Annotated in this window: 25 protein-coding genes and 1 pseudogene; 8 read left to right on the top strand and 18 right to left on the bottom strand. The window is 68.3% G+C overall.

From position 1 onward, the window contains the following. Both NS4_RS15860 and NS4_RS15855 read right to left on the bottom strand, forming a co-directional pair. A pseudogene (locus NS4_RS15860) lies at positions 1–575 on the bottom strand (hypothetical protein); the annotation flags it as partial. Then, positions 572–1,600 carry a Ppx/GppA family phosphatase gene (locus NS4_RS15855; protein ID WP_084487342.1) on the bottom strand — a complete coding sequence of 343 codons (1,029 nt, stop codon included), beginning with the start codon at positions 1,598–1,600 and terminating at the stop codon, positions 572–574. The pseudogene NS4_RS15860 and the gene NS4_RS15855, both read right to left, overlap by 4 nt. A 128-nt stretch (positions 1,601–1,728) precedes the next feature. Between NS4_RS15855 and NS4_RS15850 the strand changes: the two genes are divergently transcribed. Next, the gene (locus NS4_RS15850; RefSeq protein WP_157106074.1) at positions 1,729–2,586 is read left to right on the top strand and encodes a DUF3109 family protein; all 858 of its coding nucleotides are present in this window, start codon (positions 1,729–1,731) and stop codon (positions 2,584–2,586) included. 196 nt (positions 2,587–2,782) lie between these two features. Here the strand turns inward: NS4_RS15850 and NS4_RS15845 are convergent, their stop codons facing one another. The 9 genes from NS4_RS15845 to NS4_RS15805 all read right to left on the bottom strand — a co-directional run bounded on the left by NS4_RS15845 (position 2,783) and on the right by NS4_RS15805 (position 12,278). Then, positions 2,783–3,472, bottom strand: a complete 690-nt coding sequence (locus NS4_RS15845; protein WP_039826973.1) for a response regulator — start codon at positions 3,470–3,472, stop codon at positions 2,783–2,785. Beyond that, positions 3,469–4,701, bottom strand: coding sequence for a sensor histidine kinase (locus NS4_RS15840; RefSeq protein ID WP_063060310.1), 1,233 nt, complete (start codon positions 4,699–4,701; stop codon positions 3,469–3,471). The genes NS4_RS15845 and NS4_RS15840 overlap by 4 nt, the downstream gene beginning before the upstream one ends. 223 nt (positions 4,702–4,924) lie before the next feature. Next, positions 4,925–6,976: a CocE/NonD family hydrolase gene (locus tag NS4_RS15835; RefSeq protein WP_063060309.1), complete on the bottom strand. Its 2,052-nt coding sequence runs from the start codon at positions 6,974–6,976 to the stop codon at positions 4,925–4,927. A gap of 248 nt (positions 6,977–7,224) precedes the next feature. Further along, on the bottom strand, positions 7,225–7,962 hold the full coding sequence (locus NS4_RS15830; RefSeq protein ID WP_063060308.1) for a phosphoglyceromutase: 738 nt from the start codon (positions 7,960–7,962) through the stop codon (positions 7,225–7,227). A 71-nt stretch (positions 7,963–8,033) separates the two neighbouring features. Continuing rightward, complete coding sequence (locus NS4_RS15825; protein ID WP_157106072.1) at positions 8,034–8,930, bottom strand: ROK family protein; 897 nt, start codon at positions 8,928–8,930, stop codon at positions 8,034–8,036. Positions 8,931–9,025: 95 nt separating this feature from the next. Then, positions 9,026–9,268 (bottom strand): pyridoxamine 5'-phosphate oxidase family protein, encoded by a 243-nt coding sequence (locus NS4_RS15820; protein WP_063060306.1) that lies wholly within the window; start codon positions 9,266–9,268, stop codon positions 9,026–9,028. Positions 9,269–9,448: 180 nt separating this feature from the next. Further along, on the bottom strand, positions 9,449–9,952 hold the full coding sequence (locus tag NS4_RS15815; protein ID WP_063060315.1) for a type III secretion system chaperone family protein: 504 nt from the start codon (positions 9,950–9,952) through the stop codon (positions 9,449–9,451). Continuing rightward, positions 9,949–11,289 carry a D-inositol-3-phosphate glycosyltransferase gene (gene mshA / locus NS4_RS15810; RefSeq protein ID WP_174552100.1) on the bottom strand — a complete coding sequence of 447 codons (1,341 nt, stop codon included), beginning with the start codon at positions 11,287–11,289 and terminating at the stop codon, positions 9,949–9,951. Before mshA ends, NS4_RS15815 begins: the two co-directional genes overlap by 4 nt. Positions 11,290–11,444: 155 nt before the next feature. Further along, positions 11,445–12,278, bottom strand: coding sequence for an alpha/beta fold hydrolase (locus NS4_RS15805; RefSeq protein WP_063060305.1), 834 nt, complete (start codon positions 12,276–12,278; stop codon positions 11,445–11,447). A 23-nt stretch (positions 12,279–12,301) separates the two neighbouring features. On the opposite strand from NS4_RS15805, the gene NS4_RS15800 reads away from it, so the two are divergent. Continuing rightward, positions 12,302–13,036 (top strand): SDR family NAD(P)-dependent oxidoreductase, encoded by a 735-nt coding sequence (locus tag NS4_RS15800; protein ID WP_063060304.1) that lies wholly within the window; start codon positions 12,302–12,304, stop codon positions 13,034–13,036. Between the two features lie 134 nt (positions 13,037–13,170). Here NS4_RS15800 and NS4_RS15795 read toward each other — a convergent pair whose 3' ends face one another. Beyond that, the gene (locus NS4_RS15795; RefSeq protein ID WP_063060303.1) at positions 13,171–14,058 is read right to left on the bottom strand and encodes an RpnC/YadD family protein; all 888 of its coding nucleotides are present in this window, start codon (positions 14,056–14,058) and stop codon (positions 13,171–13,173) included. A 186-nt stretch (positions 14,059–14,244) separates the two neighbouring features. Beyond that, a complete protein-coding gene (locus NS4_RS15790) occupies positions 14,245–15,309 on the bottom strand; it encodes a UDP-N-acetylmuramate dehydrogenase (RefSeq protein ID WP_063060302.1) in 1,065 nt (354 codons plus the stop codon). Between the two features lie 66 nt (positions 15,310–15,375). On the opposite strand from NS4_RS15790, the gene NS4_RS15785 reads away from it, so the two are divergent. The 4 genes from NS4_RS15785 (at position 15,376) to NS4_RS15770 (ending at position 18,089) form a co-directional block, all read left to right on the top strand. Next, on the top strand, positions 15,376–15,864 hold the full coding sequence (locus tag NS4_RS15785; protein ID WP_063060301.1) for a DUF2505 domain-containing protein: 489 nt from the start codon (positions 15,376–15,378) through the stop codon (positions 15,862–15,864). 89 nt (positions 15,865–15,953) lie between these two features. Further along, positions 15,954–16,469, top strand: coding sequence for a DUF2505 domain-containing protein (locus NS4_RS15780; RefSeq protein WP_063060300.1), 516 nt, complete (start codon positions 15,954–15,956; stop codon positions 16,467–16,469). Next, positions 16,439–17,257, top strand: a complete 819-nt coding sequence (locus NS4_RS15775) for an SAM-dependent methyltransferase (RefSeq protein WP_084487340.1) — start codon at positions 16,439–16,441, stop codon at positions 17,255–17,257. The genes NS4_RS15780 and NS4_RS15775 overlap by 31 nt, the downstream gene beginning before the upstream one ends. A gap of 109 nt (positions 17,258–17,366) precedes the next feature. After that, positions 17,367–18,089 (top strand): LmeA family phospholipid-binding protein, encoded by a 723-nt coding sequence (locus tag NS4_RS15770; protein WP_063060299.1) that lies wholly within the window; start codon positions 17,367–17,369, stop codon positions 18,087–18,089. Between the two features lie 13 nt (positions 18,090–18,102). Here NS4_RS15770 and deoC read toward each other — a convergent pair whose 3' ends face one another. Next, complete coding sequence (gene deoC / locus NS4_RS15765) at positions 18,103–18,771, bottom strand: deoxyribose-phosphate aldolase (protein ID WP_063060298.1); 669 nt, start codon at positions 18,769–18,771, stop codon at positions 18,103–18,105. Between the two features lie 92 nt (positions 18,772–18,863). Here deoC and NS4_RS15760 point away from each other — a divergent pair, with 92 nt between their 5' ends. Further along, positions 18,864–19,409 (top strand): GNAT family N-acetyltransferase, encoded by a 546-nt coding sequence (locus tag NS4_RS15760; protein ID WP_063060312.1) that lies wholly within the window; start codon positions 18,864–18,866, stop codon positions 19,407–19,409. 92 nt (positions 19,410–19,501) lie between these two features. Then, positions 19,502–20,392 carry a formyltetrahydrofolate deformylase gene (gene purU / locus NS4_RS15755; RefSeq protein ID WP_063060297.1) on the top strand — a complete coding sequence of 297 codons (891 nt, stop codon included), beginning with the start codon at positions 19,502–19,504 and terminating at the stop codon, positions 20,390–20,392. Between the two features lie 6 nt (positions 20,393–20,398). Here the strand turns inward: purU and NS4_RS15750 are convergent, their stop codons facing one another. The 4 genes from NS4_RS15750 to NS4_RS15735 form a co-directional block, all read right to left on the bottom strand. Further along, the gene (locus tag NS4_RS15750) at positions 20,399–21,442 is read right to left on the bottom strand and encodes an alpha/beta fold hydrolase (protein WP_063060296.1); all 1,044 of its coding nucleotides are present in this window, start codon (positions 21,440–21,442) and stop codon (positions 20,399–20,401) included. 190 nt (positions 21,443–21,632) lie between these two features. Next, a complete protein-coding gene (locus tag NS4_RS15745) occupies positions 21,633–21,929 on the bottom strand; it encodes a DUF2516 family protein (RefSeq protein ID WP_039826991.1) in 297 nt (98 codons plus the stop codon). Between the two features lie 69 nt (positions 21,930–21,998). After that, positions 21,999–22,709 carry a hypothetical protein gene (locus NS4_RS15740; protein WP_063060295.1) on the bottom strand — a complete coding sequence of 237 codons (711 nt, stop codon included), beginning with the start codon at positions 22,707–22,709 and terminating at the stop codon, positions 21,999–22,001. Next, positions 22,706–23,197, bottom strand: coding sequence for a helix-turn-helix domain-containing protein (locus NS4_RS15735; RefSeq protein WP_063060294.1), 492 nt, complete (start codon positions 23,195–23,197; stop codon positions 22,706–22,708). The genes NS4_RS15740 and NS4_RS15735 overlap by 4 nt, the downstream gene beginning before the upstream one ends. Positions 23,198–23,282: the final 85 nt, after the last annotated feature.

The following is a 23,282-nucleotide window of genomic DNA, read 5'->3' as shown; positions in this document are numbered from 1 at the left end:
CGGCGCGCGGCCCGCCCACCTCCCGGCGTCGGCGGACCGGTATCCCAGGGCTGATTCGGCTGGGCCCCGGCGGCCGGGTCGTCGGCGAAAGCGGCGAAATCATCGTCCGGTTCCGCGCGGCGCCGACGACCACCGCGACGCGGCGCCTCGTCCGCGGGCGGGAAATGCTCCCGGTCGCCGGCATAGGATTCCGGATCGCCCAGCCGCGCGGGAGCGCCGTCCCCGGCAGGACCCGGCGAATACGGCTCCAGCGGGTTGTAGACGGTGATCGGGCCCGACATCGGCGAGTTGTTCGGGTCGGCTCCGGCGTACCCAACCTGCTCGCCCGCGTAGTCCTGGACACCGAAGCCGCCACCGGCCGGATCTCCCGCGTCGGTGGCGGGGTACTCCTCGTCGGCCTCGTCGGGAGCCGCATGGGCCGAACCGTTGCGTTCGACGGCCGGCAGGTCACCGGACAGGTCGTCGACCGAGAGTCCGCGCCCGCCGCGCCGCCGCCGGCCGCCGCCGGAGGCGGGCTGCGCCCCGTTGCGGGCCAGCAGTTCGGCTACCGACAGTTGATTGGAGTTCCTGCTCATGAAGGCACCGTTTCGATCGGGCCCGCCGACGTCTTGCCGCCGGGCGTCGAACCGTTACCGGCGGCCGCGTTCGGTGCGTTGGTTGTCAGTGGTCCACCATCCATATCGGTATCCAGTTTGCGCAGGATCAGCCCTTCGCGCAGCGCCCACGGACAAATTTCCAGCGTATCCAGGGAAAGCGCGCGCATGGCGGCCTCGGCCACGAGCGCTCCCGCCACCAATTGCCGGGACCGGTCGGCGCTGACACCTTCCAGTTCGGCGCGATCTGATGCGGTCATCCGGGAGATGAACGCGATCAGCTGGCGCAGGCCCGAACTGGTCAGCGTCCGGCGGACCCGGGGGCCGGCGCCGGAGGGCGCCGCGCCGGTGAGCCTGGCCAGCGAACGGAAGGTTTTGGACGTGCCCACCGCCAGATCGGGCTTTCCCGCTTCCATGAGCTGTTTGGCCGGATCCACCATCTCGGCGGCGAGCCAATCGCGGAGGATACCGATGCGCCGTTTGCTCGGCGGGTCCTCGGGTAACCAGGCGCGGGTCAGCCGACCGGCCCCCAGCTGCAGCGACAGCGCGACCTCCGGTTCCTCGTCCACGCCGTTGCTCACCTCCAGGGAGCCGCCGCCGATATCGAGGTTGATGATCCGGCCCGCGCTCCAGCCGTACCAGCGGCGCACCGCCAGGAAGGTCAACCGGGCCTCGTCCACCCCGGCCAGCACCCGCAGATCCACCCCGGTCTCCGCGCGCACGCGGCCCAGGACCTCGTCGGAATTGGTCGCCTCGCGTACCGCCGACGTCGCGAACGGCATCAGTTCCGCACATCCCGACGTCGCGGCCAGGCTCGCCAGATCGGCCACCGTGTCCACCAGTTTCTGGGCGCCCGCCGCGGTGATCCGACCGCCGTCGTCCATGTTCTCCGACAGCCGCAACGACTCCTTCGTAGAGCTCATCGGCATGGGATGGCCACCCCGATGCGCGTCCACCACCAGCAGGTGAACGGTGTTGCTTCCGACATCGAGGACACCTAGACGCACACGAACACGTTACTTGGTGAACCTGAACGCCAGGCGACCCGGTTGTGGTGTTAGCGTTGAGGGTTGTGACGTCAGACGCTGCCGCGAACGACTCCGTCCCCGCTCCGACCGACCTTCCGATGCCGAAGATGCGGCCGAGCCGGGAAGTACCACTCGACTTCCCGCGCGAGTGGCTCGAGTTCGTGGACCCCGCCGACGACGAACATCTGATCGCGGCCGACCTCACCTGGCTGACCTCTCATTGGACCTGCGTTTTCGGCACCCCCGCCTGCCAGGGCATCCTGGCCGAGATGCCGGACGCCGGGTGCTGCACGCACGGCGCGTTCCTGTCCGACTCCGACGATCGCAAGCGGCTGCGCCGGGGGGTGAAGATGCTGACCGCCGAGGACTGGCAGCTGATGGACGAGGCGCGCAACGAAGACGGCAAGATCACCCGCAAGAAGTATCTGGAAACCGACGAACTCGACGGTGAGCCCGCCCTGCGCACCCGCCGGGTCGATGGTGCCTGCATATTCCAGAACCGCCCGGATTTCGCCGGCGGCCCGGGGTGCGCGCTGCACGTCATGGCCGCGCGCCGGGGCCTGGAACCGCATACCGTGAAGCCGGACGTGTGCTGGCAGCTACCCATCCGCCGGACCCAGGAATGGGTGGACCGGCCCGACGGCGTACAGATCCTGCGGACGGTGATCACCGAGTACGACCGGCGCGGCTGGGGCCCGGGCGGGGTGGACCTGGACTGGTACTGCTCCGGATCGCCCGATGCCCATATCGGGGAACGGCCGGTCTGGCAGACCTACCGCGCCGAACTGATCGAGCTGATCGGCAAGCCCGCCTACCAGGAACTCGCCCGGCAGTTGCAGAGCAGAACGGGGTCCGGGGTGGGCGCGGAGCATCCCGCCACCACCAAGGCGCGGCGCAAGGCCCGGGCCAGAGAGCGCGGGCAACCGGCCCGCCCCACCCGGATAATCGGTCTCGACCTGCGATAGCGCCGAGCACAGGGAGGCGCGCGGCCCCTGCGCACGATGGCCGGCCGGCACGGCGGCGCTGTTGATCACCGGCCTCGCCTGCGCGGCGGCCGGCAGCGCGGCCGCCCGACCCGCATCAGTTCAGCGACCGAACCGCCGAGTTCGTACCCCTCGGTGATCCGAACGCGCCGGCGGCCCGGGACGTGGGACCATCCGGTCAGGCCTCGAGTTTGTATCCCAGACCGCGCACGGTGACCAGATGTTCGGGCCGAGCCGGATCGGCCTCGATCTTGGACCGCAGCCGTTTCACGTGTACATCGAGGGTTTTGGTATCGCCCACATAGTCCGCGCCCCACACCCGGTCGATGAGCTGACCGCGCGTCAGCACCCGGCCCGAATTGCGGAGCAGATATTCGAGCAGGTCGAACTCTTTCAGCGGCAGGGTCACCGGTTTGCCGTTCACCAGCACTGTGTGCCGGTCCACGTCCATGCGCACCGGACCCGCCTCCAGGACCCCGTTCTCGCTGCCGGAGTCCAGTTCGTCACCGGCGCCGCGGCGCAGCACCGCCCGGATACGGGCGATCAGCTCCCGTGCCGAGTAGGGCTTGGTGACGTAGTCGTCGGCGCCGAGTTCGAGTCCCACCACCTTGTCGATCTCGCTGTCGCGCGCGGTCACCATGATGACCGGTACCCCACTGCGGGTGCGCAACTGTTTGCAGACATCGGTCCCGCTCATCCCGGGCAGCATCAGGTCGAGCAGGACGATATCGGCACCGGAGCGATCGAACTCGGCGAGCGCCGAGGGACCGTCCCCCACGACCGTGACCTCGAAACCTTCTTTGCGCAGCAAGAAGGCGAGTGGATCGGCCAGCGACTCCTCGTCCTCGACGATCAACACACTGGTCATCTGCGTGCCTCCACACCGTTCGTTCGGCCCGGACCCGAGGGGCGCGGGCTGGTTTCTCTTTTGGTCGGCACGGGCGGACCGGCGGCGGTGCCGTCGGTCTCCTGATGCGCGGGTATGCGCAGCGTGAATGTCGAGCCGGTGCCGAGTTTGCTCCACAGGGTGATCTCACCGTTGTGGTTGGCGGCCACGTGTTTCACGATGGCCAGGCCGAGTCCGGTACCGCCGGTGGCGCGCGAGCGCGCCTTGTCGGAACGGAAGAAGCGTTCGAAGACCCGCTCCTGGTCGTCCTTGGCGATACCGATGCCGCGGTCGGTCACCGCCATGGCCACGTAGGAGCCGCGGATAGACCGGCTCACCGAGACATGGGAGCCGCGCGGTGAGTAGGCGATGGCGTTCTCGACCAGGTTGGACAGTGCGGTGATGAGCAGCGTTTCGTCGCCGAGCACCTCGAGCCCACTGGGCCGGTCGGTGCTGACCGTGATCCCGGCGGCCTCGGCCGCGGTCCGCGACCGGTCCACCGCCTGGTTGACCACCGTGTCGACGTCGACGACCTCGAGCTCGGGGAGTTTCTCGGCCCCCTGTAGCCGCGACAGCGCGATCAGTTCGGTGACCATCTTCCCGAGTCGGCTGGATTCGGCCAGCACGCGTTGACCGAAATGCCGGACCGCGTCGGGATCGTCCGCGGTCTCCAGCAGTGCCTCGGCCAGCAGACTCATCGCCCCCACCGGGGTCTTCAACTCATGGCTCACATTGGCGACGAAATCGCGGCGGGTCGCCTCCATCCGGGCCTGTTCGGAATCGTCGTCGGCGAAGAGCACCGTGAAGCTGGTCTCCTCCGGGGACAGCGGCCGGGCGAGGCCGCGGACCGCGATCCGGCCCCGGCCGGGCGTCGGTTTATCCGCCGTGAGATCGAACTCCGCCGTTTCGCCGGTCGCCAGGACCTTCTCCACCGCCACCCACGCCCGCTCGTCGAGCAGCCGGTTACGGACCAGGCCGAGTTCTTCGGCGCGCGGGTTGACCAGTACGACATCGCGATACTCGTCGACCACCGCGATACCGCTTTCCGAGGCGAGCACGATGAGGTCGAGAACCTGCGACATGGTGAGTCCGGAGTCGGCTTGCCGGCGCTGCGCCTGCCGCGCGTTCATATAGGGGATGACGAGTCCACCGACGGCCAGTCCGACAACAGCCGCCAGGACTGCCAGCAGTACGGCCTGGGGAACGCTCACATGAAGAATCGTACGGTCGGCGACGCATGAACAAACCCGGGGTCGGAGAAGTTTCGTGCAGGTCACGGGCGATTACGTCATCGTTCGCCGGGCGTTTACGCATTGTTCGGCGGCGGAGGGGTTTCGATGTCCCCGGGCGTGTTCCCCGGCCCGGAAACACCGACGAACCCCATTGCGTCTGGGACGCAACGGGGTTCGTGCCGGGTGCGCTACCGGCGGCCGTTCACCAACCGGGGTCACCCCGCACCGGCAGGTTCACGAAGCTCGGCCGGGCGGGGTCGAGCTGTAGGTGCTGGGGCTTGAATCCGGTATCGAGGAGCATCGGCAGCGGCGGCACCCCCTTGGGCGCGTTGCCCGCGTAGACATCCACCCGCAGCCGATGCCCCGGTTCCAGCTTCGCTTCGATCGCGGGCACCGCGATATCGAGTGTGGTCACCTCCCCGGGAACCGTGAGCCGGCGGTTCTCGATCGTGGTGTACGGCCGGGGGTCGGTGTAATCGCCGTTGGCCGACCGGCTGCTCAGGGAATCGTCGATTTCCCGCAGCGAAGCCATCAGCTGCCCCGAGGACAGCACCCGGGACTGCCCGTCGGGCGCCACATCGTTGACCGTCACCGACCAGTAGCCGTCGGCCGCGTCGTGCACCGTCTGCAGGTGCACAGCGATGGGACCGGAAATCTCCACCGCTTCGGTCACCGGCGTACTGGTGAAGGTCAACCCGTTCGACTCCTGGATCCGGGAGTCCGCGCCACAGGCGTTGATCACCGCGACCACCCCCGCGGTCGCCTGTCCGCCGTCGTTGGAGCACAGCCCGGTGAGGCCCGGCGCCACGGTCAACCGGGCGGTACTGTCGGCCACCGTTGCCAGCGAACCGTCGTGCACGCTGTGCCCGCCGGTACCGCTGGGCGCGGCCGCCAGATACATTCGCCGGTACTCCGCCGCCTGATCCGCGGGCGCGCTCGCCCCGAACCCGTCCCGGGTCACCCAGCCGCCGCCCTGCTGCCGCAGGGTGACCGGACCGTACTGATCGATCCCGTTGTCGATGCCCTTCAGCCATTTGTCGAACCAGGCGCGCTGCAGTACGTCCAGGCGCGGTGGCAGCCCGGGTCGGCCCGATTCGCTGCCCGAGTTGATGTGATAGGTATCGCCCATGAGCAGCTGCTTCTGCCCCGGCGGCACCGGCATCGCGTTGTAGATCTGGGACTCGGAATAGGTGAACAGATCGTGCCAGCCCCCGGTCACGAAGGTGGGCACGTCGATCTGCGCCGGATCGCCCAGCCAGGCCTGCCGGTCGGGACTGTTACCCCGGATCATTTCCTGCAAGCGTGGATCGAGATCCTCGACCCGCGGCGTGGTGTAGGCGTTGAGGAATACATCCAGATAGGTGAACGGCGAGGACAGCCGGTCCCGCAGCCACTGCTGGTCGAAGGTGCCGTTGGCCATCGACTGGATATCCGGCACCCATTTGGTCGCGTTGATCAGTGACATCCACAGCGGGATGAACGCGAAGCCGAAGCCGCCGCCGGGCATGAGCACGTCCTGCGACAGATCACTGCCGGGCACCACGGGGAACAGTGCCTTCAATGCGGCCGGGTGTTTCTCGGCGGCCTGCAACTGATTGATCCCGGAATACGACATGCCGGTCATACCGACCTGTCCGTCCGACCACTGCTGGCGCGACGCCCAGTCGATGACCTCGACCGTGTCGGCCTGCTCACGCTGCCGCAACATATCCCAGACACCCTGGGAGAACCCGGTCCCGCGGACGTCCACCACCACCTGGACGTAGCCGCTCTTCACCAACTGGCGGTCCACGGCGAAATTGCGCATGGCCCCGCCACCGAGCGCCTTGGTCAGATCGGTGAGCCCGGACAGTGGGGTGCCGGTCATATCGATATCCCGGGCCAGCTGTGCCAGCGAGTCGGACAGACCGGGTACCGACCCCATATGGTCGACCAGGTTGGACACCAGTTTCGTATAGGGCGTCATATTGACGAGTACGGGCATCCGGGTGTCGATCGGCCGGAAGGCCGCGTCGGCGGGGCGATACACATTCGCCTTCAGGACCGTGCCGTCGCTCATGGTGATCGGCACATCCCAGGTGATGTTGATACCGGGATACTGATGCGGCCCGTCGTGGGTCGCCGCCCACTGCGCCCCCGCCGCTCCCCCGTCGGGACCGGAGACCGCCGGCGCGGCACCGGCACTGCCGCCGAGCAGCGGTGCCAGCAGCGCCATGGCGGCTATTGCCACAGTGGCTCGTATCACAAACTTCATCGGTCGTGATCCATCTCTCGGACTGATGGGACGTTCGAGAGCTTACACAGCGTTACCGGCGGGTAATGAGAATCGGCCCGGCCGGCAACGGGCCTTTCCCGCCAATTCCGAACCGGGTCGTGGTGTGGCACAAAAAGAGTCGATGCTTTCGGGTTCCGGTCACAGAATTCGCCGATACCCCGAGAACACCCACCCCTCCTACGGAAAAGCGCCGCAACCCGTTTCGGGTCGCGGCGCCGTGACTCGGACTACTTGCCGCCCTGGCTCGCGACGGCGGCCGCGCCGGCGGCGGCGGCTTCGGGATCGAGATATTCCCGGGGCCGTACCGGACGCAGGTCGTCGTCCAATTCGTAGCGCAGCGGAATACCGGTGGGAATGTTCAATCCGGCGATATCCTCGTCGGATATCCCGTCGAGATGTTTGACCAGCGCGCGCAACGAATTACCGTGTGCCGCGACCAGCACCGTCTTCCCGCCACGCAGTTCTCGCGAAATGGTCGACTCCCAGTACGGGACCATCCGCTTCACCACATCGAGCAGGCATTCGGTGCGCGGGACCTCGATATCGGCGTAGCGCGGATCGCCCGCCTGGCTGTACTCGTCGTCGAGTTCGATCGGCGGCGGCGGGGTGTCGTAGCTGCGCCGCCACAGCATGAACTGGTCCTCGCCGTACTCGTCGCGGATCTGGGCCTTGTTCTTTCCCTGGAGCGCGCCGTAGTGGCGTTCGTTGAGGCGCCAGTCCCGCACCACCGGGATCCAGTGCCGGTCGGCGGCGTCCAGGGCGATATTCGCGGTCGAGATCGCGCGGCGCAGCAGCGAGGTGTAGACGATATCGGGCGCGATTCCGTGCTCGGCGAGCAGTTCACCGGCCCGTTTGCCCTCGGCGATGCCCTTGTCGGTGAGATGCACGTCCACCCAGCCGGTGAACAGGTTCAGGGCATTCCATTCGCTCTCGCCGTGGCGCAGCAAAACGAGGGTGTTCGTCATGCGGGCCATCCTGCCATGGCCCGGTACCGGCTGCGCGAACCCCTCGGGGCCCGCCCTCGGCCCACCGCCTGCTACGCGGACCCGGACAAACCGGCCGCGAGTACGGCGGCGCCGCGCAGTGTCGCGCCCTCGGCGAGCCGGGACGGTTCCACCCGTAACCGACGGATGAAATCCAGGCCCGCGTGCCGCGCGGCCGCGGCACGCAGCGGTGCCCACAGCAGTTCCCCCGAATCCGCGAAACCACCACCGACCACGACCGTGTCCACATCCAGCAGCGCGGCCGCGGAGCTGATCGCCGTACCCAGCGCGGTACCGGCCCGCGCCAATGCGGCCCGCGCGACCGCATCGCCGGTCCGGGCGTCGCGCGCGAGTTCCGCGCCGGTCTCGCCGGTCCAGCCCTGCTCCCGCGCCCACCGCGCCGACGACATTCCGCTCGCCACCGCTTCCAGGCACCCGTAACCGCCGCACGCGCACGGCACATCCCATCCGGGGACCACGAGATGACCGATATGCCCGGCATTGCCGGTGCGCCCGACCGATACCCGGCCATCGACCAGGATGCCGCCCCCGATCCCCGACGATACGGTCATCGCCAGCCCGTTCCGCAATCCGCGCAGGGCACCCGAATGCTGTTCGGCCAACGCCAGACACGCCCCGTCGAGAGCGAAACGCACCGTAGCGCCGGGAAACTGCTCGGCGACCGCCGCCACGATCGCGAACCCGTCGCGCCACTCGGGAATATTGAGTGCTCGCGTGACACCGGCCGCGACATCCACCGGGCCCGCCGATCCGATCCCCACCGCTGTCACCACGGCCCCGCCGGCGACCTCATGGAGCAATCCGCCGCAGGCCGGCCACACCTCCTCGGCCGGCACCGGCACCCGCCGCACCGACCCGACGCGGCCCATATCGTCCACCAGCCCGGCGGCGAATTTCGTCGCCCCGATATCCAGTGCCAGAACCGCCACCGCGCCTCCCGAAGATCCGATCTGCAGAAGCCGATTGTGACCCATTCGCGACCGCGACCGGCGATATCGCGGCCGGGTGCGTACGCGGTCGCCGATCAGGAAGCCCAGGGACCGATCCCACCCACCTTGTCGATCCGGATCCGAGTGAGGAAGCCGGGCGGCGCGTCCGGTGGCGGAAAGGCCGCGCCGGGCCCCAACAGCGTTCTCGCCAGGTCCGGGCCCTTCTGCAGAGCCATCCACACCACGCTGACCTGTGGGCTTCCGTCGGGGTTGAGGGTGACCAGCGTAGCCTCGGCCCCGGCACCGATCAGAGCGCGAGCGGATGCGTTCAGTTCCATATGGTCTCCTACCGCGCAACCGGTCGATTCATTCCCGGTCCGGTCGAGTTCAGACCGTGTACCGAACCCATTATGCGGACCGAATTGTCCGCACTGGACAGTCGGACTCGACGACCTCCGGCACCGGCACACCGAACTGCTCGGCCTGATCGACCGCATCGGTACCCGCTGAGTACGGGGTCAGTTCGGGTCGGCCGACTCGACCAGATGCTCGAAGGCACGCAGATTGTTCAGTGATTCGCCGCGCGAGACCCGCCACTTCCATTCCTTGCGAATGGATTCGGCGAAACCCAGTTCGAGCAGCGTGTTGAAATCCCCGTCCACGGCCTCGAGGATCTGGCCGAAGATCCGATCCAGTTCCTCGGCGTTCACCGCGTGTGTGGCGGCCCGGCCGACCAGATAGATATCGCCCAGCTTGTCGATCGTGTAGGCCACACCGTAGAGCCGCCGGTTGCGGCGCAGCAGGTACTTGTAGACGCCTTCGAAGTTCTCGTCCGGTTTACGGCACACGAATGATTCGAAACGCACGCCGTGCGCGCCGACGGTCAGCATCACATTGGTCTTCAATTTCCGCTCGCCCGGCAGCACAGCGACGAAGACATCGTCTCCGGGGCGGGTGTATTCGATCTCGCGGTCCCGCAGTGTTTCCTCGATTACCCGCGCGGTGGCCGATGTCTGGCTCATCTGCGCACTCCCGTCCGGCGCCGCCACAGCGCCCGCGATCTGGCCTGGCTCTCGCCGAGGATAGCCGGAGCGCGCCCGGAGCCGGTCAATGCGGCGGTATAGCTGTCCAGAAGCTTCTCGGCGGTATGCGCCCAGGAGAAAGCCGCCGCGTGCGTGACGGCCTGCGCGCCCAGCAGGCGCAACCGCTGCGGGTCGTCGAGCAGGTGTTCCAGCGCACCGGCCCAATCGGGGGTGCGGTGCCCGGCCACCAGCAGACCACTGTGCTCATGCCGGACCGCGGTGCCCAAACCACCGACCGCGGCCGCCAGCACCGGGGTCCCGCTCGCCTGCGCCTCGAGTGCGACCAGCCCGAAGGATTCGTTGTAGCTCGGCACGGCGACCAGGTCGGCGGCCCGGTACACCTGCACCAGCCGGTCGGGCGGCTGCGGCGGCAGGAAGGTGACATGGTCGGCGACCCCGAGTTCGGCGGCCAGTTCGATCAGTGCGTCCGGACGCTCCAGCCCGGTACCCGAGGGACCCCCGACGATCAGGGCACGCAGCGGCCGGCCCGGGCGCCGCCGCAGGGCCTCGGCGACCGCCCGCACCAGCACATCGGGCGCCTTCAACGGTTGGATCCGACCCACGAACGCGACGATCTCCTCGTGGCCCGCCAGGCCGAGCTCGGCGCGGGCCGCCGCCCGGTCGCCCGGTCGGTACCGCGTCAGGTCCGCCCCCGGCGGCACGATATCGATCCGGTCGGGCAACGCCCCGTACAGCTCCACCAGGTCCCGTGCTTCCCGCGCGGTGTTGGCGGTGAGCCGGTCGGCCTCCGCGATGACCTGCTTCTCCCCGATCTCCCGGGTGGCCGGCTCGGGAGAATCGCCCTCGGCGAGGGCGGCGTTCTTCACCGCCGCCAGCGTATGCGCGGTGTGCACGAGCGGTACCCGCCACCGGTCCCGAGCGAGCCAGCCCACCTGCCCCGACAGCCAGTAGTGCGAATGCACCAGATCGTAGTAACCGGGCAGATGCCGCGCTTCCTGCCGCAGCACCTCGGCGGTGAAGGGACACAGCTGGGTCGGCAGATCGTGTTTGTCCAGGCCCTCGAACGGTCCGGCCACCACATTCCGCACCAGGACCCCTGGCGCGGCTTCCTGTACCGGCGGCAGATCGGAGGAGGTCGCCCGGGTGAAGATCTCGACTTCGGTCCCCCGCCGGGCCAGCTGGAGGGCGGTCTGGAGGACGTAGACGTTCATCCCGCCCGCATCGCCCGTACCGGGCTGTGCCAGTGGTGAGGTGTGCACCGTCAGTACGGCGATACGGTTCGGCCGTCGGTCCGGGCGTTGACTCACGATGTCCATACTGCACGGTGCAACGCGGCAGCCCGGCCCGTCCTTCCCCGGTCGTGAAAGTGATCACACCTGGCGGGTTCGGCACCCTCCGCGAGCTCCGGCGTGCCGTCGCCGAAACCGGGAACCGAGCCGGACGAACCGGCAAAAGCACTCGTCACGGACAATCAGGACTTCTGCTCGCAGTCCGCGGCGAACTTGCGGACCTCGTTCGAGAAGCGCGCCGGATCCTCGATGAACAGCCCGTGCTGTGCGCCCTCCCAGATCGAGGCCCGGCCCAGCGGCGCGGTCTCGGCGATATAGCGGCCGTCGGCCACCGGCACCACCGGATCCGCCGAACCGTGCAGCACCAGTACGGGGACGTCGAGGGCGCGCAGGGTCTCCGTATTGTCCACCGATCGGTAGAACAGCGCCTTGCGCACGAACGGTGGGGTCGCCAGGCTCGCACCGAACAGCCGCTGCGCGTCCGGCCCCTTGTCCGCGCCCGGCCCGGTATTGGCGTTCCCGAACGCAGAGAATCCGCGCACCGCGCGACCCGGGCTCTCCTCGAACACCCCGGGGATCGCCTGCTGCATCGATTCCCCGACCTCCGCGCCCGGCACCCCACGGCCGATATTGGCCATCGCCCCGGTATAGACGACCCCGGCGACCGCGCCGGTGCCGTACTCGGCGAGATAGTCACTGATCACGATCCCGCCGTAGGACCATCCCAGCAGCAGCGCGCCGGATTCGATCGACTCGGCGGCCAGGACCGCGGCGATATCGGCGGCCCAGTTCTTCGAATCGTCGTAACCGGAGAGCGGGGCCTCCGAATACCCGTGCCCCCGCAGATCGACCGCTACCACCCGGAAATCGGCGGCGAAATCATCGAACACCCGCCCCCAGCAGCGCAGATCCGCCGACCAGCCGTGCACCAGCACCAGCGGCCGGGCCTGCGCGGACCCACCCGTCCGATAGACGATGCCGGTCCCGTCCGCACTGCGCGCTTCCCGTATAGCCATGAGCGCATCATAGGATCGGGGCCATGAGCACTCGCACCGCTGTTGTCACCGGGGCCAGCTCGGGTATCGGCGAAGCCACCGCCCGGGAACTCGCGAAACAGGGGTACCACGTGTACGTGGGTGCCCGCCGGGTCGACCGGCTGCGGGTGCTGGCCGACGAGATCGGCGGTACCGCACTGGAACTCGATGTCACCTCCGACGAATCGGTCCGCGCCTTCACCGACGCGATCGAGACCGCGAACGTCCTGGTCAACAATGCCGGCGGCGCCAAAGGCCTGGCCACGGTCGCCGAGGCCGACCTCGACGACTGGCGCTGGATGTGGGAAACCAACGTCCTCGGCACCCTGCGGATGACCAAGGCGCTGCTGCCGAAGCTGATCGCCTCCGGCGACGGTCTCATCGTCACCATCACCTCGGTCGCCGCATTCCACGCCTACGACAACGGGTCCGGCTACACCTCGGCCAAACACGCCCAGGCCGTCCTGCACCGGACGCTGCGCGGCGAACTCCTCGGGCAACCGGTCCGGCTCACCGAGATCGCCCCCGGCGCGGTGGAGACCGAATTCTCCCTGGTCCGCTTCGACGGCGACACCGACCGCGCGGCCGCGGTCTACCAGGGCATCGACCCGCTGGTCGCCCAGGACATCGCCGAGATCGTGGCCTTCGCCGCGAGCCGCCCCCCGCACGTCAACCTGGACCAGATCATCGTCAAACCCCGCGACCAGGCCGACCCGGGCCGCTTCGCCCGCCGCACCTGAGCGACTACCCGCTTCCCCAGAGGGCCTGGGCCGACTCGCGTCGGGAAACCGCTGCGGCTCTGCTACCCGTGCCGCGCGCACCCCGCGGGATGGCAGGTGCAAACATCGCGCGGGCCCGGCACTCGCGCGTCCGATCAGGCGAAGAGGTCGTCCACTGTCTCGGCCAACACCGCACGATCGAGCCAGCACTGCAGAACCTCGACATCCGCACAGGTCCGGATTCGCTGTTGTGCCTCGTCGTCGACCTCCAGGCCGCGACGCTCCAAGACACGCAGGATGCTGCCGGCGATACCCTCGGAACGCCCCTCGGAACGCCCCTCGGAACGCCCTTCGGCGCGAAGCCTCTCAGCGGTAGGGGAACGGAAGAAGGACAGGTCCACGGTCATCAGTTGTCTCCAGATGTCTGCGGCCGGGGTATTGCCGAGGCCGAGTTCGGTCAGTTCACCGAAGATCGCGAGATCATCGGCGTCCTCTCCGCGCAGTGCGGTGGCCAGCGCCTTCAGTATGGCATTGATACGCGGGTCGGCGGCGTGCGTTATCGCCGACAATGCGGTCAGCGGAATATCCGCCGCGGCCTCGGCGGGGTCGGTGATCACCGGAACATTGCCCGGTCCGAGAACCAGTGGCTTCACGGTGACTGTGGGCCATCGCGGCGCACCGTTGGGAACCGGGTTCCGCGCCCATGTCGCGACAGCTTCATCACGACATACCACCAACAGATAGACCGGCAGCTGGTACATGATCCGCAGATAGGTGGCGTAATAGGCCCAGGCGTCGGCTTTTCCGGGATCCTTGCTGGTCTGGGCTTCAACGATCAGCAGAAACGGGCCCTCTTCGGTGGTGACGCGCAACAGCGTGTCGACTCGCCGTTCGATGGGGCGAATTTCGGTGAGATCCGTGGGGAGCAGCTCGACCTGTTCGGGTGTGGCGAAGGGCAGTTTCAATTCGTGGAACGCACGGGCGAACACCCCGGGGTCGTGCTGGAAGATGCGGTGCATCGCCTCGTGCCGTGATCCGACCATGCCGCGACATTGACACGAATCGGTAACGAAGTCAGATTCGTACGGCGTGTCCCTTGCCGCACGGTGTGTCACTGTTTCGCCAGGTCACAGCAAAGCAGCGACGCCCGACGGGCTTCCCACCGCGCTCATGAGCCTGCCCGGCAGGTGTCCGTAGTACTCACCAACGCGGGCACGTACCGGCGTCGGCTACGGCTCCACCCCCACCGTGACCGGTTCCGGTACCAGAACGACACCGAACCGCTCGGCCACCCCGTCGCGGACCGTCCGGGCGAGTGCGACGATATCGGCAGCCGTGGCGTCACCGCGGTTGGTCAGTGCGAGAGTGTGTTTGGTGGACAGTCGCGCAGGCGCGTCCGGTCCCGGGAAGCCCTTGGCGAAGCCGGCTCGTTCGATCAGCCAGCCCGCGGAGAGTTTCACCCCGCCCCCTCCCGGATAGGTGGGCACCGGCACATCGCCGAGCCGGTCGCGGATGGCGGCCAGGACCCGGTCCACCTCGGCGTCGGGCACCACCGGATTGGTGAAGAAGGAGCCGGCGCTCCAGGTGTCGTGGTCGGCGGGATCGAGGACCATTCCCTTGCCCGCCCGCAGCCCGAGTACGGTTTCGCGGACGGCGGCAGCCGGCCGGGTCTCCCCTTCCGCGACGCCCAGCCGCTGTGCGAGTTCCTTGTAGCGCAGGGGCGCGCTCGCACCGTCGGGGCGCAGCGCGAACTCCACCGCCAGCACCACCGCCGCATCGCTGTGTTTCAACCGGCTGGTCCGGTAGCCGAAGGCGAGAGTGTCCGGGGTCACCCAGTCGATCTCTCCGGTGGCCCGATCCAGTAGCTGTACTCGGCGCAGCAGCCGATCGACCTCGACGCCGTAGGCGCCCACGTTCTGCACCGGAGTGGCTCCCGCCGACCCGGGGATCCCGGACAGGCACTCCAGCCCGCCGAACCCGGCCCGCACACTCGCGGCCACCACACCGTCCCAGTTCGCGCCCGCCTCCGCTGTGACGCCGTCGGCCCCGAATTCGACCCCTTCGGTGGCGACACGGACCACCACCGACGCCACATCCGCGTCGGAGACCAGCAGGTTCGAACCGCCGGCAACAAGCAGCACCGGTACCTCGGCCGCGTCCAGTGCGCGCACGGTCGCCACCAGCGACTCGGTGGTGACGCATTCGGCGACCGTGGCCGGCCCGCCGACGCGCAGCGTGGTCAGCTCCGCCAGCGGTACCGCGGACCGCACGAGCGCGCCCGTTCCGGCCAGCATCTGCCGCAGTTCGTCCGCAGGGACAGCCCGAGAAGTTCGCACGACCAGACGGTAGCGTGTTCGGTCATGGCTACAGCGCTGGCGTATACGGCTCGCTACTCTCATCCGGTCGCGGCGGTGCGCGAGGCATTCTGCACCGAGCAATACTGGAAGGACCGGATCGCCGCGGTGGGCGGGCCCAATGCCCAGTTCGTCTCGCTGTCCGTCGAGGGTGAGCAGGTGCGGGTCGAGGTCGTCCAGTCCATCCCCGCTGAACTGCTGCCGCCCGCCATCACCGCCGTACGCCCCGGCGACCTGATCATTCCCCGCACCGAGCTGTGGACCGGCACCACCGGCAGTTTCGAGGCGCGGGTCGAGGGCGCTCCGGCGGAGGTGCGCGGTTCCATCACCGTCACCGACGAACCCACCGGCGCGGTCGCCGAGATCTCTGGAACGATCGAGGTGAAGGTTCCACTGTTCGGCCGCAAGATCGAGGAGGCCATCGGGGAACGGCTCACCGAACTGCTCGCCGAAGAGACCGAGTTCACCAATACCTGGATCGCCGGACAACCGTAGCGGCCCGCAGTCCGCTTCCGCTGTCCCGGTCGAGCGGGGCAACCCGGCCTCCCACTGGACCGGGCGGCCCGGACGGTAACCTACCGCGCATGGCTCGCCGACTGGACTACTCCGCCCGCTACCCGCTGCACACCACCAAAGAGCTGTACGCGGCGCTGACCAACCGGGATTACTGGGAGGCCCGGATGGTCGAGATGCGGAAGTACTCGCCGAACGAGGTCATCAGTCTCGAGGCGAACGAGGACGGTATCGAGGTGGTGCTGCACCACATCCTGCCGCGCGAGACGCTGCCGGAGATCGCGCAGTCGGTGATGCGCAAGGATATGGTCATCACCCGCAAGGAGAGCTTCGGACCGTTCGGGCCGGAGGTCGAGGGCCGGTATTCGGCGTCCATCCCGGCCGGGCCCGGCAGTCTCACCGGCACCACCCGCCTGTTCCCCACCGACACCGGGTGCACCATGCGGATGTCCTCGGAGGCGAAAGTGTTCATTCCGATGGTCGGGCCCCGGCTCGAGCAGCTCATGCTGGTGAACCTGGTGGATCTGTTCCGCGCCGAGGCCGAAGTGACCCAGAAGTGGCTGGACGAGCAGAAGCCGGCCGGCTGAGCGTTCCGCTCGGCACCGTCACCAGGGGCACGACCGGGATCAATCGGCTTCGCCGCAGTGACCGTCAGCTGATCGGAGATCCACGTATTTCCGAGGTGCTGCGGGGTGCCGCCGATCCGCTGGTGGTGGATCTCGGTTACGGGGCGCAGCCGTGGACGACGCTGGAACTGGCCGCGCGGTTGCGCACGGTTCGCCCCGATGTGCGGGTGGTCGGATTGGAGATCGATCCCGCCCGGGTCGTCCCCGCCCGCGACGGCGTCGTTTTCGCCAGGGGCGGGTTCGAATTGGCCGGATTGCGCCCGGTCCTGGTCCGCGCCTTCAATGTCCTGCGCCAGTATCCGGAGTCCGCGGTCACGCACGCCTGGGAGACCGTGTTGGACGGTCTGGCACCGGGCGGTCTCCTGGTGGAGGGGACCTGTGACGAACTCGGCCGCCGCTGCGCCTGGGTGGTGCTGGACCGCTCGGGCCCGCGCTCCTTGACCTTGGCGTGGGATCCGTTCGCCGTCGAACGCCCCTCCGATCTCGCCGAACGCCTCCCGAAAGCACTGATCCACCGCAATGTGCCCGGTGAACGGGTGCACACCCTGCTCGGCGCGGCCGACCGGGCGTGGGCGCATACCGCGCCGCTGGCCGTCTTCGGACCACGGGTGCGCTGGCGCGCGGCGGCGGACCTGCTGCGAGCGCAGGGCTTCCCGGTGCACGATTTCCGCCGTCGGCTGCGCGACAATGTGCTGAGCGTCCCGTGGCCGGTGGTCGCACCCGCCGGACAGGCGAAGGGGTCCATGTGACTCGTATCACAAATTCAGGACGGTAACCCGCGCTGACGTCGCAACCTTCACCACCAGCCCATAACCGGTCCACAGAGCCGGCACAGAATCATCGTGAAGAATCTCAGCCATGTCCACCAAGTCCCTGCCTGCACCGAAGGTCGGCCGCCGGACCGTCGTGATCGCCGTACTCACCGTGATCGTGCTCGTGGTGGCGGCGCTCATCGGGGGCGAGGCCTATGCGCGACACCGAATCGCGAGCTGTATCAGTTCGCAGTTCGAAAAAGAGATGGGATCGCAGATCGATGTCGGCTTCGGCGCGAAACCCCTACTCGTCACCTGGCTGGACGGGAAGGTCTCGCGGATGGACGTCGACAGCGTGGGCGACGAATTCGGCCCGGCCGTCGATATGCAGGTCCACGCCCAGTTCCACGATATCGAGATGGCCGAGGGGAGTAACAGCGGCAGCTCGGTCGGGAGTTCGAACGCCGACGTCACCTGGAGCAACTCCGGGATCTCCCGGACGCTGAAGGGCCTGGTCAGCGATGTGCAGTCCGATCCTGACACCGGGCAACTCACCATGAAGGTCCTCGGCGGTTTCGGGGCCATGCAGCTCACCCCGCGGATCCAGGACGGCAAAGTCGATATCGACGTGTCCCAGGCCCAGTTCCTCGGCATCGGAGTACCCGACGACCTGGCCCAGGGCGTGGTGGACCTGATGACCGAGAGCCTGCAGACCTACCCGATGGGCCTACAGCCGACCGACCTGCGCGTCACCGCCGACGGTATCCAGGTGGATCTGCGGGGCGGCCCCACCGAACTGCCCGCCGCCGAAGGCAATGCGAGCTGCTGAGCGCCGCGGACCGTCAGTCGGGGAACCCGTCGAGCACGTCCCGGGATCGGGAGAGCCCCAGCCGGGTGGCACCCGCGGCGATCAACTCGGCGGCCGCTTCGGCGGTACGGATGCCCCCGCTCGCCTTGATTCCCAACCGGCCCCCGACGGTCTCGGCCATCAACCGCACCGCACGTATGTCGGCGCCGCCGGCGGGATGGAAACCGGTGGAGGTCTTCACGAAATCGGCGCCCGCCCGTTCGGCCGTGCGACACACCTCGACGATCGCCTCGTCCGACAGCGCGGCGGATTCGATGATCACCTTCAACAACGCGCGCTCCGAAATCGCCTCGCGCACCACGATGATATCGGCGAGTATCGCGTCGAAGTCGCCCGCGACCGCCGCGCCGATATCGATGACCATGTCGACCTCGCCCGCGCCCTGATCCACCGCGAGCCGGGCTTCCGCCCCTTTCACCAGCGAATGATGCTTCCCGGAGGGGAATCCCGCGACGGTCGCCACCACCAGGCCCGGAGCCTGTATCGGCAGCACAGACGGCGAAACGCACACCGCGTACACGCCGAGTTCCCGTGCCTGCGCCACCGCAGCGGTAACATCCGCGCTCGTCGCCTCCGGGGCGAGCAGCGTGTGGTCGATCATGGCGGCCACCTCGGACCTGGTCAGCGACTTGGAATCGGCCATGGGACGAAAGTCTGGCACACCGCGGGCGAATTCCGTTGCGCGCCTCGGGCTCCTCGCGCACACTCGTATCGCCTTCCGATGAGAGGACGATGTTGCTGATCCGCCGCGAACGAGCCGTCGACGCCGATGCTGTCGCAGCCGTGCACCGTAGCGCCTTTGCCCCGCACTACGCGGCGGATGGTCCCGCGGCCGGCGCCGCCCCGGTCGAGGCGCCGCCGGAGGTCGCGCTACTCGCCCGCCTGCGCACCGACCCGGGGTGGATCCCCACCCTGTCCATGGTCGCGATCGATCGCGAGACCGTCGTCGGGCACGTCTGCGTCACCCGAGCCACGGTGGGGCCGTTCCCTGTCCTGGCGCTGGGCCCCATCGGAGTTCTTCCCGACCTCCAGAGCCGTGGCGTGGGCTCGGCGCTGATGCACGCCGTGCTCGGTGCCGCGGACGCGCTGGACGAACCACTCGTCGGTCTGCTCGGCAGTCTCGACTACTACCCCAGATTCGGCTTCCAGCCGGCCGAGCGGCTGGGTCTGGCTCCCGACCGGCCCGAATGGGCGAGCCACTTCCAGATCCGGCCGCTGAGCGCCTACGACTCCCAGATAATCGGCGAATTCCGTTATGCCGAACCCTTCTACGATCTGTGACCACGCCCGGCCGCCCCGACAGGGCGGGCCCCGGCCGCCCCGGCCACGGAGTCGCACTGTCCGGCCGGCCGGCCCCCTGTCAGGATGACCTCATGGTTTCCGCAGCTGCCACCCCCAACGGCCGGCAATATGTACTGACCCTGGGCTGTCCCGACCGCCCCGGCATCATCGCCGCCATCACCTCGTTCATCGCCGAATTCGGGGGCTCCATCGTGGAGGCCGGCTACCACTCCGACCCGGAGACCGGCTGGTTCTTCACCAGACAGTCCATCAAGGCCTCGACCGTGCCGTTCGGGGTGGACGAGCTGCGCAGCCGCTTCGAACGGGTCGCCGCCGATCTCGGCCCGGAGACCGAATGGCAGGTCCACGATTCGGGCGTGCGCCGCCGCGCGGTGCTGCTGGTGAGCAAGGAGGGGCACTGCCTGCACGACCTGCTCGGCCGCGCGACCTCCGGCGAACTTCCGGCCACCATCGAGGCCGTTATCGGCAACCACCTCGATCTCGCGGCGATCACCGAGGCGCACGGCATCCCGTTCCACCATGTGCCGTTCCCCAAGGACCCGGCCGAGCGCGGACCGGCCTTCGAGCAAGTCCGCGAACTCGTGGACTCCCATTCCCCCGACGCGGTCGTGCTGGCGCGGTTCATGCAGGTCCTACCCGAGCGGTTGTGCGAACACTGGGCGGGCCGGGCCATCAATATCCATCACAGTTTCCTGCCCTCGTTCGTCGGCGCCCGCCCGTACCACCAGGCCTTCGTCCGCGGCGTCAAACTCATCGGGGCGACCTGCCACTACGTGACCGCCGAACTCGACGCGGGCCCGATCATCGAACAGGACGTCATCCGCGTCGACCATGCCGACAGCGTGACCGATATGGTCCGCGAGGGACGTGATATCGAGCGAGTGGTGCTGGCCCGCGGCCTGCGCTGGCACCTGGAGAGCCGGGTGCTGGTCCACGGACGCCGCACCGTCGTGTTCTCCTGAGGCGGCTCAGCCGGCGGCTTCGGCCGGTTCGGGCACCGCGGTCAGGACCTGATCGAGGATCGCGTTGAACCGGTCGATCTCCTCCACATTGCCCAGGTGTCCGGTGGGCAGCAGAACGAACTGCGCGAGACTGCCGGTCTCCCGTAGCCAGGCGGCGATCTGTTCGGCGTGCACCGCCGGGGTCATATCGTCTGCCGTACCCGCGACCACCGTGGTCGGCACCACCAGTTGACGTGCCGCGTCCCCGAGGTCCATCTCCGCGAGCAGCAGCCCGAATCTCGAACGGATCCGGGACCGGCACGAGCGCACGATGTTCATCCCGAACTCGATCGCCTCCGGATCCGCATCGAGACTCATGATCTGCCGGGCGAAGAGCCACCGCACCGCGGCCACCGGCGGGAAGACGATGCGGGCACCGAGCCCGTTGCGACCGAGCCAGGCCGGCAGCGGGACCACCCGGTTCAGCAGCGGAAGCGGCCGGTTGAAGAACGGCACCACCGTGGTCTCGGCGACCAGCGAATGCGGTCCGGTATTGGCCAGCAGGACAGCCGCGGCCTGGTCGACCACTCGCTGCGGATACTTCCCGGCCCAGGCCTGCACGGTCATCGCGCCGAGGCTGTGGCCGACCAGCACCGCCCGCTGCCCCGGCCGCAGCACCGCGTCGAGTACCGCGCAGAGATCGTCGGCGAGCAGATGACAGTCGAGCTGGTCCGGTGCGCCGAATTCGCTCTCGCCGTGTCCGCGCAGGTCGAAGGCGATCACTTTGTACCGCCCCGCGAACGCGTTGATCTGCGGGTTCCAGTATTCGAGACAGCAGGTCCAGCCGTGGATCAGCACCACCGGCCGGGCATCGTCGGGCCCGTACGCGTGCACCCGCAGCCGGGCGCCGTCCTCGGTGCGCACATCGATGACCCGGTGCTCGGCGCCGGGCGGATTCAACGCGGGATTGCGGTATCCGCCGCGGGTGCGCAGCCCCGCACGGTGCACCTCGAACAGCCCCTCGACCTGTCGGGCGAGGGCGGTGAGGGCCTTCGGCATCGTCGCACGCATCAAGACACTCCTTTGTGTTACCGATTGACACAGTAACGCTTGGAGTGAGAGCACGCCAGTATGGAGGCGGCGGTTCGAGAAAAACTCACCGTGCCGACCGGGACCGATACGCAGATTATCGGGACAGGTCACACACACCGACCGGACAGGCGGTGCCCGCGAGGTCCGGCGCGGAGCGTCTCGTGCAGCTTTACCAGCGCGGGCCGCGCTGGACCTCGTCCACCTTCGGCCGCACGTCGGCCAGGTAGATACCGGTCGCGATGATGGCGATGAACGCCAGCAGTCCCAGACCGGGCCAGCTCACCAGCATCAGCAGGATCGCGACACCGAGAATGCCCAGCCAGATGGGCTTGGTCAGTTTGTCCACCGCGGTGAACGCGTCGGAGCGCTGGCGCACAGCGTGCACGAGCGCGAAAACAGTCGCGCTTGTCGCCAGCAGCCACAGCGCGACCATGATCAACCCGGTCAAGCCATACACCTTGTCCACCCCACCATGATAAGAGCAGCGCCCCCGCGCACTGCACGTGCACGGGGGCGCTACACCGGAATTACCAGGTCAGGGCTTCTTCGGCGCGGCCTTCTTCGCCGGAGCGGCCTTTTTCGCGGCCGGAGCCTTCTTGGCGGCGGGCGCCTTCTTCACCGGCGGGGCGGGTACCGGCTCCGGGGCCGGCGTGGGCTCGGGCTCGGGCACGGGCACGGGTTCGGGCGCGATCTCGAACACCTCGGCGTCGAGCACCTCCGACGCCTGGGGAGCGGCCGACTCGGCAGCCGGCTCCGATTCGGTCCTGGCGCGGCCGATCAACCCGTTCACCCGGCCGAGCACCTCCTCGGCCCGGCTGCTGGCGTCCTTGTACAGGGTTTCCACGCGGCCGACCTGCTCCTCGACCAGATGATTGGCGCGCAGCCGCTCGACGGTCTCCTCACCGCGCACCGCCAGATCCGCGTAGAGGTCGAGCACCTGGCGGTAGTACTGCTCGGCGAGCTTGCGCAGTTCCTCGCTGGTGAACTTCTCGCGCAGCTCGGCCAGGTCCTCCGGCAGCTCCGAGGGCAGTTCGGACAACCGCGCACGGATCTGCTCGAACTGGGTCTGCACGTCGGCAGGCAGTGCGGCGAACCGCTCACGGGCCTCTTCGACCCGGACCCGGCCGTTGACATCGGTCGCCCGCTCACGCACCTGGGTCACCGCGTCCACGACCGCGGCGTAAACCGCGTCCGTGGCGCCGACGGTGGCGAACAGTGGCTTGGCAGTGGTGTACTTCTCGGTCATTTATCGTTCTCCTGGCGTGGAGCTTCGGTTGTCGGTTGTGGAACAACGCTGTCCCGGGGAATCGCTTCCTCCGGCCCGTTCTCCCGGCGGAACGATTCGTATATATCCAGGAGCACCTGTTTCTGCCGCTCGCTGATCGCGGAATCGGCGAGCACGGCGTCCCGGACGGGACTGTGCGGCCGCTGCTCGAGGTAGCCGGCGCGCACATACAACACCTCCGAAGAAACCCGCAGCGCCTTGGCGATCTGCGTCAGCACTTCGGCGGAGGGATTACGCAACCCGCGCTCGATCTGGCTGAGATACGGGTTGCTCACCCCCGCCAGCTGGGCGAGCTGACGCAACGAAACCTGCGCGGCTTCCCGCTGCGCCCTGATGAATCCTCCGATGTCCTGCGCCGCGTTGACCACGCGGGCTGCCTTGTCGCCGGCGCCGGCAGACGCTGCCGGATCGTCGGCGCGCTGGGCGAAAACCTCGGGACGGTCGGCCATCACTCACCTTCTGGCGTTGTAGTTACAACGATAGATCGGGGTGCTAGCAATTGCAAGCACCATGTTAGCAGTGTTTGTTTGCGGC

The organism is Nocardia sienata NBRC 100364 (genome assembly GCF_001613205.1).
GTDB classification, from domain to species: domain Bacteria; phylum Actinomycetota; class Actinomycetes; order Mycobacteriales; family Mycobacteriaceae; genus Nocardia; species Nocardia sienata.
Note: the sequence above shows the minus strand (reverse complement) of the source record. Positions and strands in the feature narration are given on the sequence as shown.